This window comes from Lichenicoccus sp. (assembly GCF_965277665.1).
In the GTDB taxonomy this organism is placed as follows: domain Bacteria; phylum Pseudomonadota; class Alphaproteobacteria; order Acetobacterales; family Acetobacteraceae; genus Lichenicoccus.
On sequence record NZ_OZ255835.1, the window covers coordinates 3,328,847 to 3,345,698 of the forward strand.

Sequence of the window (16,852 nt, forward strand, 5' to 3'; positions counted from 1 at the left end):
GCGGTTCCGGCGCTATTCCTGGGCGGGCGCCCCCCGGCCGGCGACGTGCGGCATCTGCTGCGCGGCGAGCATCGGCGCGGAAGGCGTACGCGGATCGGCGCGCCGGATCGACGCGATCAGCGCGGCCGGCTGCAGTCCGAGCAGCACGACCACGAGTGCCAGCACGCCGACGGTGATCGCGCCGCTCATCCGCACTCGCGGGAACCTGGCTTGCGTCGTGCTTGCCAACGGCTGCGCCATCACCACCACGACACGCAGGTAGTAGAACAGGCCGATGATGCTGCCGATCACCAGGGCGGCCAGCGGCAGCGTCAGCGCGCTGCCGACACCGGCGGTCATCACGTAGGCCTTGGCGATGAAGCCCATCGTCGGCGGGATGCCGGCCAGCGACACCAGCATCAGGGTGAGGATGCCGGCGAGCCAGGGGCGGCGCCAGAACAGGCCGCGATAGGCCGCGAGGTCGGCAAGGTCGGCCCCGGCGTCCGGGTCCGACAGCAGGCCGATGACGCCGAACGCCCCGAGCGTGGTGACCGCGTAGGCCGCGAGATAGTAGCTGGACGCCTCGATCCCGAAGGTGGCCGGGGCGAGAAACGCCACCAGCAGGTAGCCGAGATGGGCGATCGAGGAATAGGCGAGCAGCCGCTTGAGGTTGTCCTGGCCCAGCGCCAGCAGGTTGCCGAGCAGCATCGACAGGATCGCGAACAGGGCGATCGCCTGGAAGGCGGCGTGATCCGCGCGTCCCGGGCCTGCCACGAAGTAGCGCATCAGCACGGTGAACACCGAGAGCTTGGAAACCACGGCGATGAAGGCGCCGACCGGCGCCGGCGCGCCGTCATAGACATCGGGCGCCCACATGTGGAACGGCACGATCGAGAGCTTGTAGCCGATGCCGGTCAGGATGAGCGCCGAGGCCGCCATGCGGTAGATCCCGATCCCCTGCGCGGCGCCGCGGGTCGACCCGACCAGACTGAACGACAGCGTGCCCTGGTCGGCATACAGCAGCGCGATGCCGAACAGCAGGAAGGCCGAGGAGGTGCCCGCGAGCACCAGATATTTCATTGCGGCCTCCGTCGCATCCGGACGGTGCCGCGAATAGGCGATCAGGCCGAGCAGGGCGACGCTGAGCGTCTCCAGCCCGAGGAAGAAGGTCACGAAATGGTCGCTCGCCAGCATCGCGACCGCGCCCAGCGTCGCCACCAGCAGCAGCAGGTAGAACTCGTCCGCCGGGATGTTGCGCAGGGCGGCGATGTAGCCATAGGACAGCAGCAGGACCGCGAGCGCCGAGAGCAGCACGAGGGCTGCCGCGAACACGAAATAGCCGTCCACCAGGAACAACGGTGCGACCCGCACCGGCAGCACGTTCACCACCGGGAGCAAGGCCAGCAAGGCGACGACAAGGACCAGTCCCGTGGTCAGGGTGGCGAGGAAGTTCGAGCGCCGGATCGCAATCCCGGTCATCACCACGACGGTTCCCGCCGACAGCACCAGCAGCGGCAGCAGGGCGAGGAAGCCGTCGATCCTCATGGCCGGTCCTGGCTGCTGGCGATGCGGACGAGGGGTGCCGCAGCCGCCGTCACCGGCCCGAGATGGCGCAGCGACGGCGCCGCCATGTCGATGACCGGCTGCGGATAGACGCCCAGCGCCACGATGGCCACGATCATCGCCGCCATCGTGAACCGGTGCCGCCCGGACAACTCGCCCATCACCGCCTGCGGGTTGGCCGGCCCGAGCAGGCTGCGTGCGACCAGCAGCAGCGCATAGACCGCCGCCATCACCAGCCCGACCGCGCCGAGCACCGCCGCCGGCGGGCTGACCCGCCAGGTGCCGAGCAGGGTGAGGAACTCGCCGACGAAATTGCCGAGCCCCGGCAATCCGAGCGACGCGATCGCGAAGAACAGGAACACGCCGGAGAAGCGCGGTGCCGCGTGCCACAGGCCGCCGAGCTTGCGCAGGTCGCGCGTGTGCAGCCGGTCCTGCACGGCGCCGACCAGGATGAACAGCGCCCCGGTGCTGATGCCGTGCGCGATCATCTGGATCACCGCACCCTGCAGGGCCAGCGTGTTCCACGCGAAGATGCCGAGCAGCACGAAACCGAGATGGCTCACGCTGCTGTAGGCGACCAGCCGCTTCATGTCGGTCTGCCCGATCGCCAGCACGGCGCCGTACAGGATGCCGAGCACGCCGAGGGCCAGCGCCACCGGCGTGAACCGGCCGGCGGCGTCCGGGAACAGCGGGATGGTAAAGCGGATCAGCCCGTAGGCGCCGGTCTTGAGCAGGATGCCGGCCAGCAGCACGCTGCCCGCGGTCGGCGCCTGGGTGTGGGTGTCGGGCAGCCAGCTATGGAACGGCACCACCGGCAGCTTGACCGCGAACGCAATGAAGAAGCCAAGCATCAGCAGCATGCCGGTGCCCTGCGACATCGGCGTGTTGAGCAGCCGGAAATAGTCGAAGGTGAATTCCCCGGTGGCCTGCCGGTGCACGAACGCCAGGGCGAAGATCGCCAGCAGCATCAGCAGGCCGCTGCCCTGGGTGAACAGGAAGAACTTGATCGCCGCATGCACCCGGCGCTCGTGCCCCCAGACCGCCACCAGGAAATACATCGGGACCAGCATGATCTCCCAGAAAAAGAAGAACAGGAACAGGTCGGTGGCCAGGAACACCCCGATGATGCCGGACGTGGTCGCCAGCAGGCAGACATGGAAGAAGCCGACATGCTCCGTGACCTCGCGCCAGGAGATCAGCACGCTGGCAAGCGTGAGGGCCAGCGTCAGCCAGAGCAGCAGCAGGCTGAGCCCGTCCATGTCCAGGCGCACCGCAATGCCGAGCTGCGGGATCCAGGGTGCGTCGAAATGCGCCAGCCAGCCGGGCGCCAGGCCGGGCGCCGGCACCGGACGCGACAACGCGGCGAGGATCACCGCGTCGATCAGCAGCGCCGCGATCGTCATCCAGCGCGGCCAGTCGGCGCGGGTGCGTCCGCCGAGGCAGGCGACCAGCGCCGCGAGCAACGGGACGATGATCAGCGCCGGCAGCATCATGACAGCACCGCGATGGCCAGCGCCGCCACCGAGCCGGCGGCAAGCCAACCGGCATACCAGCGCACGCGTCCGTTCTCGCTGAGGCTCAGGCCCTCGTGCGCGCGCCGCGCGAGCGCGCCCAGTCCCTCGTAGAAACTGTCGATCCAGTCAGTATGGTTGACCCGCACCAGCCACATCAGCGGCTGCACGATCAGGCGGTCATAGGCGAGATCGAAATCCCAGCCGCGGTACAGCAGGTCGGTGAACCGGGTCTCGAAGCGGCTTGTCAGGCCGCCGCCCCACCAGCGCCAGGCGAGCCAGATCCCGACCAGCGGCACCAGGGATGCCACCAGCAGCGGCGCCACCGCCAGCGCGGCCTCGTGCGACGTGGTGCCGAACACGCCGCCAAGGATGCCCGGCATGATGCCGACGCCGCCCAGCAGCGCCGGGGTCTGCAACCCGCCGCCGATGATGGCCAGCACCGCGAGCACCCCCAGCGGCAATCCGATACGCCAGCCGGTGACGCCGTGCGGGTGGTGGCGCTCTTCGCCCATGAACACGATGAACAGCAGGCGGAAGATGTAGAGCGCGGTCAGGAAGGCGCCGATGAGGCCGGCGCACCAGAGCAGGCGGCCGGAGGGCCCGGCGTCCCACGCGCCGCCGAGGATCGCCTCCTTGCTGTAGAACCCGGCGGTGACCAGCGGCAGCGCCGCCAGTGACGCGCTGCCGATCGCAAAGCTCCAGAACACGCCCGGCATCGCCGTGCGCAGGCCGCCCATGCGGGTGATGTCCTGCTCGTGATGCATGCGCAGGATCACCGCACCCGCCGCGAGGAACAGCAGCGCCTTGAAGAAGGCATGCGTGACCAGGTGGAAGATCGCGGCATCCCAGGCGCCGACGCCGAGGGCCAGGAACATGTAGCCGATCTGGCTGATGGTGGAATACGCCAGGACACGCTTGATGTCGGTCTGCACCAGCGCGCTGCCGCCGGACAGCAGCAAGGTGGCACCGCCGATCAGCCCGGTCGCCAGCAGCGCGTCGGGTGCGAGCGCGAACAGCACGTGCGTGCGCGCGATCAGATAGACGCCGGCGGTCACCATGGTCGCGGCATGGATCAGCGCCGAGACCGGCGTGGGGCCGGCCATCGCATCGACAAGCCAGGTCTGCAACGGCAGCTGCGCCGACTTGCCGAGCGCGCCGCCGAGCAGCAGGAAGGCGGCCAGTGTCGGCATCGCCGTGCCGATCGGCCAGCGGGCGGTGGCGTGCTGCATCAAGGCTGGGATGGCCAACGTGCCGAAAGTCGTCGCCAGCAGGAACAGCCCGCTGATCAGCGCGGTGTCGCCGACGCGGGTGACGATGAACGCCTTGCGCGCGGCGCGGCCGTTGGCGGGATCGTCGTACCAGAACCCGATCAGCAGGTAGCTGCACAGGCCCACACCTTCCCAGCCGACATAGAGCAGCAGCAGGTCGTTCGCGAGCACCAGCAGCAGCATGGCGCTAACGAACAGGTTCATGCAGGCGAAGAAGCGGGCGTAGCCGGGATCGTCGTCGAGATAGGCGGACGCATACAGGTGGATCAGGAACCCGATGACGGTGATGACCAGCATCATCACCATCGACAACCCGTCGAGATGCAGCGTCACGTCCGGGGAGAAGCTGCCGATGCGCATCCAGTGCCACAGCGTCACGTCGAACGGCTGCACCGCCCATCCGGCGCCAGTCCGGGCAAACGCGATCAGGCAGGCAAGCAAGGCGGACAACGCGACCGAACCGACGCCGAGCAGGCGCACGCCGTTGGTGCCGATCGACGTCGAGGCCAGCATCAGCAGGATGCTCGCCGCGAGCGGCAGGGCTGGTACGAGAGCAAGATATTGCTGCATCGCCGCTAGCCTTTCAGCCGGTTGCCGACGTCGGAATCCAGCGTCGGCCGCCGTGTCTGCAGCAGCAGGATCAGCGCCAGCCCGACCGAGATCTCGGCCGCCGCCAGCGTCAGCACGAGGAGGAACATGATCTGGCCGTCCGCCTGCGCCCAGCGCGCGCCGGCGGCGACGAAGGCGAGGCCGGTGGCATTCAGCATGATCTCGATCGACATCAGCATGAAGATCAGGTTGCGCCGGATCAGCACGCCGGCGAGCCCGAGCCCGAACAGCAGTGCTGCGAGCAGGATCGCGCTGGCCGGTGCGACGGCGCCCATGGTCAGCCTCCCCGCCCGCTGTCGCGGCCGAGATGGTAGGCGCTGATCAGCCCGGCCAGCAGCAGCAGCGAGGCGAGCTCGACCGCCAGCAGGTAGGGGCCGAACAAGGCGAGCGCGACCTGGACCGGACCGACCTCCTGTGCCGAGACGATCTCGCCGTGCCCGGCTATGGCGGCATACAGCAGCTCGCCGGCCAGCACGGCCGCGAGCAGAGCCGGTCCGGCCCAGACACGCGGCGTCAGCCACGCGCGCTCCCGCTCGGCATCGCCGCGATCGAGGTTGAGCATCATCACCACGAACACGAACAGGATCATGATGGCGCCGGCATAGATGATGACTTCGAGGGCGGCGGCGAAGGCCGCACCCAGCGTGAAGAACACGGTGGCCACCGCCAGCAGCGAGACCACGAGATAGAGCAGGGCGTGCACGGCGACGGTGCGTGTCACCACCATGGTGGTCGAGACCACCGCGACGATGGCGGCCAGCGTGAACAGCGCATTCATGGCAGCAGGCCGTGGATGTCGACCGGCGGGTCCTCGCGCTCGGCCTCGCCCTTGTCCTTGCCCGGCACAGCAAGACCGGCGACACGATAGAAATTATAGTCCGGATATTTTCCGGTGCCGCTGATCAGCAGGTCCTCCTTTTCATAGACCAGGTTCGGGCGCTCGTATTCGCTCATCTCGTAATCCGGCGTGAGCTGGATCGCGTAGGTCGGGCACGCCTCCTCGCACAGACCGCAGAAGATGCAGCGGGAGAAATTGATCCGGAAATATTCGGGATACCAGCGTCCGTGATCCTCGGTCTTCTGCAGGCTGATGCAGTCAACCGGACACACGGCGGCGCACAGGTTGCACGACACGCAACGCTCGGCGCCGTCCGGGTCGCGCGAGAGAATGATGCGGGCGCGATAGCGTGGCGCCATGTACGGCTTGGTTTCCGGATAGCCCACCGTCTCGCTGCGATGGAACAGGTGCAGGAACGTCAGCCAGAGCGTGCGCACGTTGCTGAGCATGGGCTTGTCCTAGCCGAGCGGGGAGAACACCAGGATTGCCGCCCCGGTCACCGCGACGTTGAGCAGGCAGACCGGCAGCAGCACCTTCCAGCCGAACGCCATCAACTGGTCGTAGCGCGGACGCGGCAAGGCCGCGCGCAGCAGGATGAAGAAGCAGATGGTGGCGACCGTCTTGAGCAGGAACCACACCACCGGCGGCAGCACCGGCCCGAGCCAGCCGCCGAGGAACAGCGTGGTGATCATCGAGGCGATCAGCACGATGCCGGCATATTCGGCAATGAAGAACATGCCGAACTTCATGCCGGAATATTCTGTATGGAACCCTGCGCCCAGTTCGTTCTCGCCTTCCGGAAGGTCGAACGGCAAGCGGTGCGTCTCGGCGATGCCGGCCAGCAGGAAGGTCACGAAGCCCAGGAACTGCGGCACGATGAACCAGACGCGGCTCTGCGCCATGACGATATCGACCAGGCTGAAGGAGTGCGCCAGCATCACCGTGCCGAGCAGCGAGAGGCCCATGAAGACCTCGTAGCTGACCATCTGCGCCGCCGCGCGCATGCCGCCCAGCAATGCGAACTTGTTGTTCGACGCCCAGCCGCCGAGCACCACGCTATAGACACCGAGCGAGGTCATCGCCAGGAAGAACAGGATCCCGACATTGAGGTGGCCGGCGACGCTCCAGCCGGCGGTGACCGGGATTACCGCGAAGCCCAGCAGCACCGTCGCCATGCCGGCGGCGGGTGCGAGGATGAACACGCCGCGATCGGCAAATGGCGGGATCCAGTCCTGCTTGAACAGCAGCTTGATCCCGTCCGCCACCGCCTGCAGCGCTCCGAACGGACCGACGCGGTTGGGGCCGGCACGGTCCTGCCAGAAGCCGAGCAGCCGGCGCTCGACCCAGGTGAGGCCGGCCGCGGCACTCAGCATCGCCGCCAGGCTGACGACGATCTCCAGGATGCCGAAGCCCAGGGTCATGGCGCCGCCGCGACCGCAGCAGGCCCAACCGCTGAAGTCTGGACCGCTGAAGTCTGGACCGCTGAAGTTTGGGCCCATTGCGGATCGGAGAAGCCGGGGAACGGGTGCGCGTGCGCCGGATACCGTCCGACGCCGTCGGGCAGGTTCGGATCGGCGACCACCGCGACCGCATGCACGGCCCCGGTCAGGCTCAGCATCGTCGTGCTAGCGAGCGCCCGCAGCGTCGCAGGCGAGACCGACAGCACCGGAGGATCGATGCGGGACTTTGCCGCCGGCGCCCGGTCGCTCAGCTCCTCGGACCCGAACAGCCGGCCCATCGGCAGCACCAGCAGCGCATCGACGCGTGGTGCGAACGCCGCCGGAATGGTGTCGTGGTAGCGCGTTGCCACCGGGTCGCCGTCGAGCAGCCGGACGCCGGGATCGCCGCCGCGCAGCGGGCCGCCCACCTCGTCCTGGAACTTGTTCAGCGACTGCCCGGAATTCCACGACGGCGCCCAGAAATACGGCCGCAACGCCGCCGGCATCTCGCCGTAATAGCCCTCCATCGTCGTGCTCAACGGCCCGTCCGGATTGGTCTCGGGCCTGGCGTCGCGCACGCTGACATTGGCGTGGATCGCGGTGCGGCCGCTGAACCGGTGCGTCTCGCTGCGTATCGCCGAGCCTTCGATGCGGAACCCCGCATCCGGCGCGGCACGGCGCATGGCGGCGAGGCCCGGATGCGCCGCGCACAGATCGGCGATGACCGCGTCCAGATGCTGCCAGTCCAGGCCCCGGTTGCGCTTGGCGGCCACGGCGCCGTCGCGCAGCCAGCGCCACGCATCCTGCACCGGCGCCACCGGAAAGCTGACCTGGAAGAAGCGCTGTGCCCGTCCCTCGCTGCTGACCAGCGTGCCGTCGGTCTCGGCAAAGGTCGCCGCCGGCAGCACGAGGTCCGCGGCATGCGTGGTGGCGCTGCTCAGATGGTCGAGCACGACGACATGGCGTGCCCGCGACAGCGCGTGCTGCGCCCGGGCCCCCGGCACGCGCCGGAACAGGTCGTTCTCCAGCACCAGCACGGTCCCGATGACACCGGCTTCGAGCGCCTCCAGCGCCGCGTCGAGCGGCTCGCCGCCGAGCATGGCCAGCCCCATGCTGTTGCACTCGGCCACGCCCAGGATCAGCCGGGTCTCCGGCCGTGTCCGATGCAGGGCGGCTGCGATGTTGGCCGCGGCCCCCAGCACCGCCTTGGAGCCGCACTGGCCGCCGCTCACCACCAGCGGCCGCGACGCCGCCAGCAGCGCCTCCGCGATCCGGGCGGCCTGCAGCGCCACCGCCTCCGCCAGCTCGGGCACCTCGGGCGCTGCGGGATCGATGCAGTGCGCGATGGCGTGGCCGAGACGGGCGATATCGTCCGGTGCCAGCCGCAGGTTGGCGACGGCGATGGCGTCGAGGTCGGTCGGCCCGGGCGTTGCCTGGAACAGCGGCGAGCGCGCATCGGTGCCGAGGCTGCGCACCGCGGCATCCAGCCAGAGCGGCACCCGGGCCTGCGCCGCCGCCTCAAACGAGGCCTGCCGCACCGACTGGCGCAGGGCAAGCCCGAGCCGGGGCGCGGTCTTGCTGACATCCTCGCCGAGCACCAGGACCGCATCGGCCTGCTCCGCCTCGTGCAGGGTCGCGATGCGCGCCGGCGAGACGCGCAGGATATCGAGCGTCAGGTCGAGCAGGTCGTGCTCGATGCCGGAGACGCCGAGATGGAAGCTCTGCGCGCCCACCAGCGTGCGCAGCGCGAAGTTCGCCTCCAGCGAGGCGCGCGGCGAGCCGATGCCGATCACCGGCCCGTCGGACAGTGCGCGAGCAAACGCCGCCAGCGCGCCGGGCATGCTCGTCGCCTGCAAGGTGCCGTCCGCTGCGCGCAGCATCGGCGCGCGGATCCGGCTGGCGGCATTGACGAAGCCGGCGCCGAAGCGGCCGCGGTCGCACAGGAAATAGCGGTTGACCTCGCCGTTGTAGCGGTTGAGCACCCGGCGCAGGCTGCCGTCGCGCTCGTTCAGGATGGTGTTGCAGCCGACCGCGCAATGCACGCACACCGAGGGCGCGCCGCGCATGTCCCACTTGCGCACGTAGCGGCTGGAGAACGGCTTGTCGGTGAACACCCCGGTCGGACAGACCTCGACCAGGTTGCCGCTGAAATCGCTCTCCAGGGTGCCGCTTTCCGCCCGGCCGAAATAGACGCTGTTGTGCGAGGCGAATGCCGCGAGATCCTCGCCGCCGGCATAGTCGCGGTAGAACCGCACGCAGCGATAGCAGGCGATGCAGCGGTTCATCTCGTGCTTCACGAACGGCCCGAGATCCTGGTTGCGATGGGTGCGCTTGCTGAACCGGTAGCGGCGCGCGTGATGCCCGGTCATCACCGTCATGTCCTGCAGGTGGCATTCGCCGCCTTCCTCGCAGACCGGGCAGTCATGCGGGTGGTTGGTCATCAGCCACTCGACGACGCTGGAACGGAAATCATGCGCCTCCGGATCGCTGATCGACAGCATCGCGCCGTCCGTCACCGGCGTCATGCAGGCCATCACGATGCGGCCGCGCTTGTCGTCCGGCCCGCTGAACTGCTTGACCGCGCATTGCCGGCAGGCGCCCACCGACCCGAGGTCCGGGTGCCAGCAGAAATACGGCAGGTCCGATCCGGCGGACAGGCACGCCTGCAGCAGGTTGGTGTCGGCGCGGGCCGCGAAGGGTTGGCCGTCGATATGGATCGTCGCCATCAGGCTGTTCCTTGAAGCGCGCCCCTGGCGCGGGGCACTCCTGCCGCCGGCCACGGGCAGCGATGCTGGTGCACGTGCTGGGCAAATTCGCGGCCGAACTTCTGCAGCCCGCTGCCGAGCGGCGCCATCGCGCCCGGCGCGTGCGCGCAGAAGGTGCGTCCCATGCCGAGCAGTCCGACATGACGCTCGAGCTGGTGCAGGTCCTCGTCCTCGCCGTCACCATCCTCGAGCGCCTGCAGCATGCGCTCGACCCAGGGCAGTCCGTCGCGGCACGGCGTGCACCAGCCGCAGGATTCCTGGGCGAAGAAATGCTCCAGGTTGCGGATCATGCCCACCGGGCAGGCACGGTCGTCGAGCACGATCGCGGTGCCGGTGCCGAGCCGGCTGCCGGCCTTTTCGACCGACCCGTAATCCATCGCGATATCGAGCTGGTCGGCGCCGAGGAATCCCGTTGACGCACCGCCCGGCAGCAACGCGCGAACCTGATACCCGTCCTGCATGCCGCCGGCATGCTCCTCCAGGATTTCCCGCAGCTTGGTGCCGATCGGCAGTTCCCAGGCGCCGGGCCGCTTCACCCGGCCGCTGACGCCGTACAGCTTGGTGCCGCCATCCGGCCCGATCCCAAGCCCCTTGAACCAGTCCGGGCCGTTATTGACGATGTGCGGCACGTTGCACAGCGTCTCGACATTGTTCACCACGCTCGGCGCGCCCCACAGGCCGCTCACCTGCGGAAACGGCGGCTTGCTGCGCGGCAGCGCGCGGCGGCCTTCCAGCGCGGTGAGCAGCGCGGTTTCCTCGCCGCAGATATAGCGCCCGGCGCTGGCATGCAGGTGCAGGGCGAGCGCGTAGCCGGAGCCGAGGATGTCGGTCCCGAGATAGCCCGCCGCGGTGGCCTCGCCGATCGCCTGCGTCAGCCGCGCGATCGCGAGCTTGTATTCGCCGCGCACGAAGATGTAGGCGTCGGTGGCGGCAAGGGCATAGGCGCTGACGATGATCGCCTCGACCATCTGGTGTGGATCGCCTTCCAGCAGCAGCCGGTCCTTGAAGGTGCCCGGCTCCATCTCGTCGGCGTTGGCGATCAGGTAGCGACGTTGCCCGGACCTCGGCTTCGGCACGAAGCTCCATTTCTGCCCGGTGCCGAAACCCGCGCCGCCACGACCGCGCAGCCCCGATGTGGTGACGTCGCCGACGACCTCCTCGGGCGTCATGTGCAGCAGCGCCCGCCGCAGCGCCTGGTAGCCGCCGGCCCGCTCGTAGGCCTCGCGATCCGGCGGTGCTTCGCCGGGCCGGATCCTGCCGGTGAGCGGACGCTCGGTCATTTTGCCGCTTCCGGGCGCAGGCCCATTCTCTCCGCCTCGGGGGGCAGGCCCAGGATCGCATCCATCCGCTGCTCGTCGACATCGCCGTGCAGTTCGTCGCCGAGCATCAGCGCCGGCGCATGGTCGCAGTGCCCGAGGCACACCGTCGGCAGCAGCGTGACGTCGCCGTCCGCCGTGGTCTGGCCCGGCCTGATGCCGAGCCGTTGGCGCAGGTGGGCCTCGAGCCGCTCGCGTCCCATCAGCCAGCACGAGACGCTGTCGCAGAGCAGCAGCACCCGGCGCCCCACCGGGCGACGAAAGATCAGGTTGAAGTAGGTCGCGACCCCGTCCAGGTCCGCTGCCGACATGCCGAGCAGCCCTGCCACCTCGCGCAGATGCGCGTCGCTGACCCAGCGGAACTCGCGCTGCACGCGCTGGAGGGCTTCGATGCAGGCGGCGCGCGGATGCGCCTCGTGCGCGCTGAGGTCGAGGATCTCGTCCCGCAGGGCGTCCGGCAGCCGCTCGGCGCCCTGGTCGGTCAGGAACTCAGCGGTCGACATCGGCCATCACAAAATCGATGCTGCCGATGATCGCGATCAGGTCGGCGATGTACGTGCCGCGGCTGATCAGCGGGATCATCTGCAGGTGCGCGAAGGACGGCGTGCGGATACGCGTCCGGTACGACATCGTGCCGCCGTCGCTGACCAGATAGTAGCTGTTGAGCCCCTTGGTGGCTTCGACGCAGGCGCGCGCCTCGCCGGCCGGGATCACCGGACCCCAGCTCACATTCAGGAAATGCGTGATCAGGGTCTCGATGTCATGCATCGTGCCGGCGCGCGGCGGCGGCGTGGTCAGCGGATGGTCCGCCTTGATCGGGCCGCCCGGCATCTGCTCCAGGCACTGGCGGATGATGCGCAGGCTCTGCCGCATCTCGGCGATGTGCACGACGACGCGATCGTAGCAGTCGCCCTTCTGCGCCGTCGGGATATCGAATTCGAGCTGGTCGTAGCAGGAATAAGGCTGGCGGCGGCGGTAGTCCCAGTCGAGGCCGCAGGCACGCAGGCCGGGACCGGTGATACCCCACTCGATCGCCTCCTCCAGGGAGTACGCACCCACACCCACTGTGCGCGCCTTGAACAGGCGGTTGCGCATCACGAGCTTCTCGTATTCGTCGAGCCGCTTCGGCAGGTAGTCGAGGAAGCTGCCGATCAGCTTGTCCCAGCCCTGCGGCAGGTCGGCGGCGACGCCACCGATCCGGAACCAGGCCGGATGCATGCGAAAGCCGCAGATCGCCTCGATGATCTCGAACACGCGCTCGCGGTCGGTGAACATGTAGAACACCGGGGAAAGCTGGCCGACATCCTGCGACATGGTGCCGTAGAACACCAGGTGGCTGGCGAGCCGGAACAATTCCGCCAGCATCACCCGGATCATGTCGGCGCGCGGCGGCACGGTGATGCCGGCCAGCTTCTCGACCGCCATGACATAGGGGAAATTGTTCATGACACCGCCGAGATAGTCGATGCGGTCGGTGTACGGGATGTAGCTGTGCCAGGACTGCCGCTCGCCCATCTTCTCGGCGCCGCGATGGTGGAAGCCGATATCCGGCACCGCCTCGACGATCTCCTCGCCCTCGAGCTGCAGCACGATGCGGAACACGCCGTGCACGCTCGGATGGTTCGGGCCGAGATTGAGGAACATGAAGTCGCTGTTGGCGCTGCGACGCTGCATCCCCCAGGCCTCGGGGTTGAAGCGCAGCGCCTCCTGCTCGGCGAACTCGCGATCCTCGGTCAGGTCGTACGGGCCCATCTCGGTGGCGCGCGCGTAGTGGTCCTTGCGCAGCGGATGCGTGGTCCAGGTCGGCGGCGTCAGGATGCGGCGCAGATCGGGATGGCCGCTGAAATGGATCCCGAACAGGTCGAAGATCTCGCGCTCGTACCAGTTCGCGTTCGGCCAGATATCGACCATGCTCAGCATGGTCAGCGACGCCATCTGCAGCGCAACCTTGATACGCACCTCGCGGTGCGGCGCCTTCGACGCCCGGTCGAACTGCATCAGATGATACACGATGGTGAAATCGGACGCCGGCTGCCCGGCCCGCTGCGTGCGCTGCCGCTCGTCGATGGCGGTGAGATCGAACAGCATCATCCGGGTCGGCGCGGACCGCTTGAGCTTGGTCAGGACGTCGCCGGCGGTCTCGCGCGAGGCCCAGAGCGTCTCCACATCGTCCCGCACGCTCTGGCCAAGGGTCGGGTCGGATGCCGTGTGCTGGACCTTGGGGATGCCCTCGCCACGCGCAACCGCCTGGTCCATCGGCACCCTCCTAGACCGTGTCGGGTGAGCGGAGCGTGCGCATCGCCTGGCGCTCCGGCCGTTTCAGGTCGCGTTGGCTCGGACGCGGAACCCGCTCGACCCCCTGGTCGCCGACCGTCCAGCTCAGCGGCCGCCGCTGCTTGCCGATCTGGCTCTGCAGCAGCATCAGCCCCTCCAGCAGCGCATCCGGCCGCGGCGGACAGCCGGGCACATAGACATCCACCGGCAGGAAGCTGTCGGCGCCCTGCACCACACTGTAGATGTCGTACATGCCACCGGAATTGGCACACGCACCCATCGAGATCACCCAGCGCGGCTCCAGCATCTGGTCGTAGAGATGCTTGATCACCGGGGCCATCTTCACGAACACGGTCCCCGAGATGACGATCAGGTCGGCCTCGCGCGGCGTCGCCCGCAGCACCTCGGAACCGAAGCGCGCGATGTCATACTTGCTGGTGAAGGCGGTGGCCATTTCGACGTAGCAGCAAGAGAGGCCGAAATTGAACGGCCACACCGAGTTCGCCCGGCCCCAGGAGACGAAATCCTGCAGCTTGCCGAGCACCAGGTTCTTCTGCAGGGTCTCGGTGAAGCTGGCACCCTGCCCAGGGAGTTGGCTGCGCCCAGGGGCCGCAGATCGCGGCGCCTCGCCCGGCGTGCTCAGGGACCAGCGCATCGGCTCAACTCCGTTCCATCTCGATGCGGCCGGTATCGGTGCGCTCGCGCCGGGGCATGCCGGCGCGATACGGCCGCGGCCCCCATTCCAGCGCGCCGACGCGCCAGAGATAGCCGAAGGCCACGACCAGCACGAACAGGAACACCATCATGCAGGCATAGCCGCTCCACCCCGCCTGGCGGACCACCAGCGCCCAGGCAAAGATGAAGACGGCTTCCATGTCGAAGATCACGAAGAACATCGCGATCACGTAGTACTGCACCGGGAGCCGCAGCCTTGCTCCCCCGACCGGCAGCACGCCGGACTCGAACGGCAGCCGCATCGACCGGCCGTCTCGCACGCCGCCCAGCACGGACGACAGACCGATCATGACCGCGACCAGGGCGATCGTTGCACAAATGTAGAGGCCCAGGATGAGCATGTCGGCATGTACCAACAGGACGCGACCCCGCTTGCTCCGGAATAAGCCGGTAAACTCGAATACTTTCCGCCTAAATGACCATAATCAGTAACCGCCTCAATTAAAAGGCTCGACTTGTTGTGCGATGCAATATTCGGGTCGCGCGGCTAGTGGTCCGATCCTGACGCTCACTACCCGAGCGGCAGGTGAATCGGCCCATCAAATCAAAGGCTAGCACCGACCCGGACAAAGCGAGCAGCTTTTAGCGGCCGTAGATGCGGTCCAGCACATCGGCGACCTCGACGAGGCCTATGGATGTGGGGTCGAAGCGCTCCCCGGCGGCAAGGCGCGTTGCCCAGGCGGCTGCGGCACGGCCGCCCCAGGGGTCGGGCGGCACGCACAGCGTCTCCCGGTCGGTGCCACGATAGCGTTCGGCGACAAAGTCGTAGAACGAGCCATCGACGTTGCGCAAGCCGACGCCGCCCTCGGTGCCGTAGAAGGCCGCGGCGATGATCGCGTCCTGGCCGGCCTGCAGGCGCCAGGAGCAGGCCAGCCGCACCGAGGCCCCGCTCGCGAGGCGCAGGGTCGCGTTGGCGTAGTCCTCCACCTGGGACGCATTGCGCGGCAATGGCTGCCCCGCCGCGAACAACTGGCTGGCGACCTCGGTGACGGACGGGAAATCCAGCGCCCACAGCGCGAGATCCACGAGATGCACGCCGAGATCCATCACGCAGCCGCCACCGGACAGCGCCGGGTCGTAGAACCACGGCTTGTCCGGCCCGTAGGCGTTATGGAAGGTAAGATCGACGCTGTAGATCTCGCCCAGGCCGCCCGATCGCACGATGGCGCGTATCCGTTGCAAGCTGTCGGTGAAACGATAGGACAGGTCGACGCCGAGCAGCCGGTCCGCCAGCCGCGCCGCCGCCACCGCCGCCTGCACCTCGGCCCGCGTGCGCCCGAGCGGCTTCTGGCAGAACACCGCCGCGCCACGCTGCAGGGCGTGGATGGACTGCGCGGCGTGCGCGGCACTGGGTGTTGCGATCACCACCCCGTCCACCCCAGCGTCGATCAGCCCGTCGAGGTCGGCCACCAGTTCCGCATCGGGGGCCAGCAGGCGTGCCTGCGCCGCCATCTCCGGCGACGGCTCGGCGATGGCGACAATCTCCGCACAGCCGGTCTGCAGGATCGCCTGCAGGCGATGCCGGCCGATCCAGCCGACACCCAGGCAGCCGAGCCGGATCGTCAAAACATCACCAGCGCCTTGAAGAAACCATCGGGACGGTCCCGGGCCGCATCCAGCGCCTCGCCGAGCCGCTCCAGGGGGTAGCGGTGGGTGTAGAGCGGCGACGGGTCCAGCCGACCGCGCGCCGCCGCGAGCGCGGCCTCGCGCACGCCGCGCAGATAGACCGCCGGATCGCGCTCGTGCGCGTTGACCACGTCGAGCCCGCGCCAGTTCCAGAGCTGCATGTTGACCTGCCGCGGGCCATCCTGGTGGTAGCCGGCGACGACCAGCCGGCCGCGCTCGCGGGTCAGCTCGCCGGCCAGGTCGAGCGGCGATTGCTTGCCGACCGCCTCGATCACCCGGTCGCAGAACCGGCCGCCGGTCAGGTCCGCCACGCGCGCAATGATGGCGTGATGGTCGTCCATCGCCATGGTCTCAGCCGCCCCCATCGCGCGCCCGACATCGCGCGAGAACGCCCGCCGGGAAATCGCGATCACGCGGGCGCCGGCGTCGGTGGCCAGCCGGGTCAGGATCGCGCCGAGGAAGCCGATGCCGATGATGGCCACGGTCTGGCCGGCGGCGATCTCGCTGCGCCGGAAGATATTCATCGCGCAGCCGAGCGGTTCGCCCGGGAACGGGAGGCCATCCAGCGACGCCGGCAGCCGCACGACGGCAGCAGCGTCCGCCAGGTCGAACTCGGCGTAGCTGTGCTGCGCGAGCGCCGCCACGCGATGGCCGATCGCCACCTCGGTGACGCCGTCCCCCAGTGCATCCACGACGCCCCAGCCCTCATGGCCCAGCGCCCCAGGCAGGGTCGGGAACTGCATCCAGGCCGGTCCGGCCCAAGGGCCGAGGTTGGAGGCGCAAACCCCGCAGCCCTCGAGCCGTATGCGTACCTGGCGCGGCCCCGGCTGCGGCGGCGGCACGCGATCGAAACGCAGGGCGCCGGCGCCGGTCAGGACGGCGGCACGCATCCCGGGCCCATCGATCGCCGTCGCCATGCCAGCCAA

General features: G+C 68.7%; 15 protein-coding genes. All 15 read right to left on the bottom strand.

Annotation, left to right across the window (positions count from 1 at the left end; genetic code table 11):
* Positions 1-12: 12 nt before the first annotated feature.
* The 15 genes from ACQY4O_RS15555 to ACQY4O_RS15625 all read right to left on the bottom strand — a co-directional run bounded on the left by ACQY4O_RS15555 (position 13) and on the right by ACQY4O_RS15625 (position 16,843).
* Positions 13-1,524 (bottom strand): NADH-quinone oxidoreductase subunit N, encoded by a 1,512-nt coding sequence (locus tag ACQY4O_RS15555; protein ID WP_428377258.1) that lies wholly within the window; start codon positions 1,522-1,524, stop codon positions 13-15.
* Positions 1,521-3,035, bottom strand: a complete 1,515-nt coding sequence (locus ACQY4O_RS15560; protein ID WP_428377259.1) for a complex I subunit 4 family protein — start codon at positions 3,033-3,035, stop codon at positions 1,521-1,523. The genes ACQY4O_RS15555 and ACQY4O_RS15560 overlap by 4 nt, the downstream gene beginning before the upstream one ends.
* Positions 3,032-4,894 carry an NADH-quinone oxidoreductase subunit L gene (gene nuoL, locus ACQY4O_RS15565; RefSeq protein WP_428377260.1) on the bottom strand — a complete coding sequence of 621 codons (1,863 nt, stop codon included), beginning with the start codon at positions 4,892-4,894 and terminating at the stop codon, positions 3,032-3,034. The genes ACQY4O_RS15560 and nuoL overlap by 4 nt, the downstream gene beginning before the upstream one ends.
* 5 nt (positions 4,895-4,899) lie before the next feature.
* Positions 4,900-5,208 (bottom strand): NADH-quinone oxidoreductase subunit NuoK, encoded by a 309-nt coding sequence (gene nuoK / locus ACQY4O_RS15570; RefSeq protein ID WP_428377261.1) that lies wholly within the window; start codon positions 5,206-5,208, stop codon positions 4,900-4,902.
* 2 nt (positions 5,209-5,210) lie between these two features.
* A complete protein-coding gene (gene nuoJ, locus ACQY4O_RS15575; RefSeq protein ID WP_428377262.1) occupies positions 5,211-5,711 on the bottom strand; it encodes an NADH-quinone oxidoreductase subunit J in 501 nt (166 codons plus the stop codon).
* Positions 5,708-6,220, bottom strand: a complete 513-nt coding sequence (gene nuoI / locus ACQY4O_RS15580) for an NADH-quinone oxidoreductase subunit NuoI (protein WP_428377263.1) — start codon at positions 6,218-6,220, stop codon at positions 5,708-5,710. Before nuoI ends, nuoJ begins: the two co-directional genes overlap by 4 nt.
* 9 nt (positions 6,221-6,229) lie before the next feature.
* Positions 6,230-7,192 carry an NADH-quinone oxidoreductase subunit NuoH gene (gene nuoH / locus ACQY4O_RS15585; protein WP_428377264.1) on the bottom strand — a complete coding sequence of 321 codons (963 nt, stop codon included), beginning with the start codon at positions 7,190-7,192 and terminating at the stop codon, positions 6,230-6,232.
* On the bottom strand, positions 7,189-9,936 hold the full coding sequence (nuoG, locus tag ACQY4O_RS15590; RefSeq protein ID WP_428377265.1) for an NADH-quinone oxidoreductase subunit NuoG: 2,748 nt from the start codon (positions 9,934-9,936) through the stop codon (positions 7,189-7,191). The genes nuoH and nuoG overlap by 4 nt, the downstream gene beginning before the upstream one ends.
* Positions 9,936-11,255: an NADH-quinone oxidoreductase subunit NuoF gene (nuoF, locus tag ACQY4O_RS15595; protein ID WP_428377266.1), complete on the bottom strand. Its 1,320-nt coding sequence runs from the start codon at positions 11,253-11,255 to the stop codon at positions 9,936-9,938. The genes nuoG and nuoF overlap by 1 nt, the downstream gene beginning before the upstream one ends.
* Positions 11,252-11,794, bottom strand: a complete 543-nt coding sequence (gene nuoE, locus ACQY4O_RS15600) for an NADH-quinone oxidoreductase subunit NuoE (RefSeq protein ID WP_428377267.1) — start codon at positions 11,792-11,794, stop codon at positions 11,252-11,254. The genes nuoF and nuoE overlap by 4 nt, the downstream gene beginning before the upstream one ends.
* Positions 11,781-13,547, bottom strand: coding sequence for an NADH-quinone oxidoreductase subunit C/D (gene nuoC / locus ACQY4O_RS15605; protein ID WP_428377268.1), 1,767 nt, complete (start codon positions 13,545-13,547; stop codon positions 11,781-11,783). Before nuoC ends, nuoE begins: the two co-directional genes overlap by 14 nt.
* Before the next feature lie 10 nt (positions 13,548-13,557).
* A complete protein-coding gene (locus tag ACQY4O_RS15610; protein WP_428377269.1) occupies positions 13,558-14,220 on the bottom strand; it encodes an NADH-quinone oxidoreductase subunit B in 663 nt (220 codons plus the stop codon).
* Between the two features lie 4 nt (positions 14,221-14,224).
* Positions 14,225-14,641, bottom strand: coding sequence for an NADH-quinone oxidoreductase subunit A (locus tag ACQY4O_RS15615; protein WP_428377270.1), 417 nt, complete (start codon positions 14,639-14,641; stop codon positions 14,225-14,227).
* Positions 14,642-14,882: 241 nt separating this feature from the next.
* A complete protein-coding gene (locus ACQY4O_RS15620) occupies positions 14,883-15,866 on the bottom strand; it encodes a Gfo/Idh/MocA family protein (protein WP_428377271.1) in 984 nt (327 codons plus the stop codon).
* A complete protein-coding gene (locus ACQY4O_RS15625) occupies positions 15,863-16,843 on the bottom strand; it encodes an MDR/zinc-dependent alcohol dehydrogenase-like family protein (protein WP_428377272.1) in 981 nt (326 codons plus the stop codon). Before ACQY4O_RS15625 ends, ACQY4O_RS15620 begins: the two co-directional genes overlap by 4 nt.
* Between the last annotated feature and the right edge of the window lie 9 nt (positions 16,844-16,852).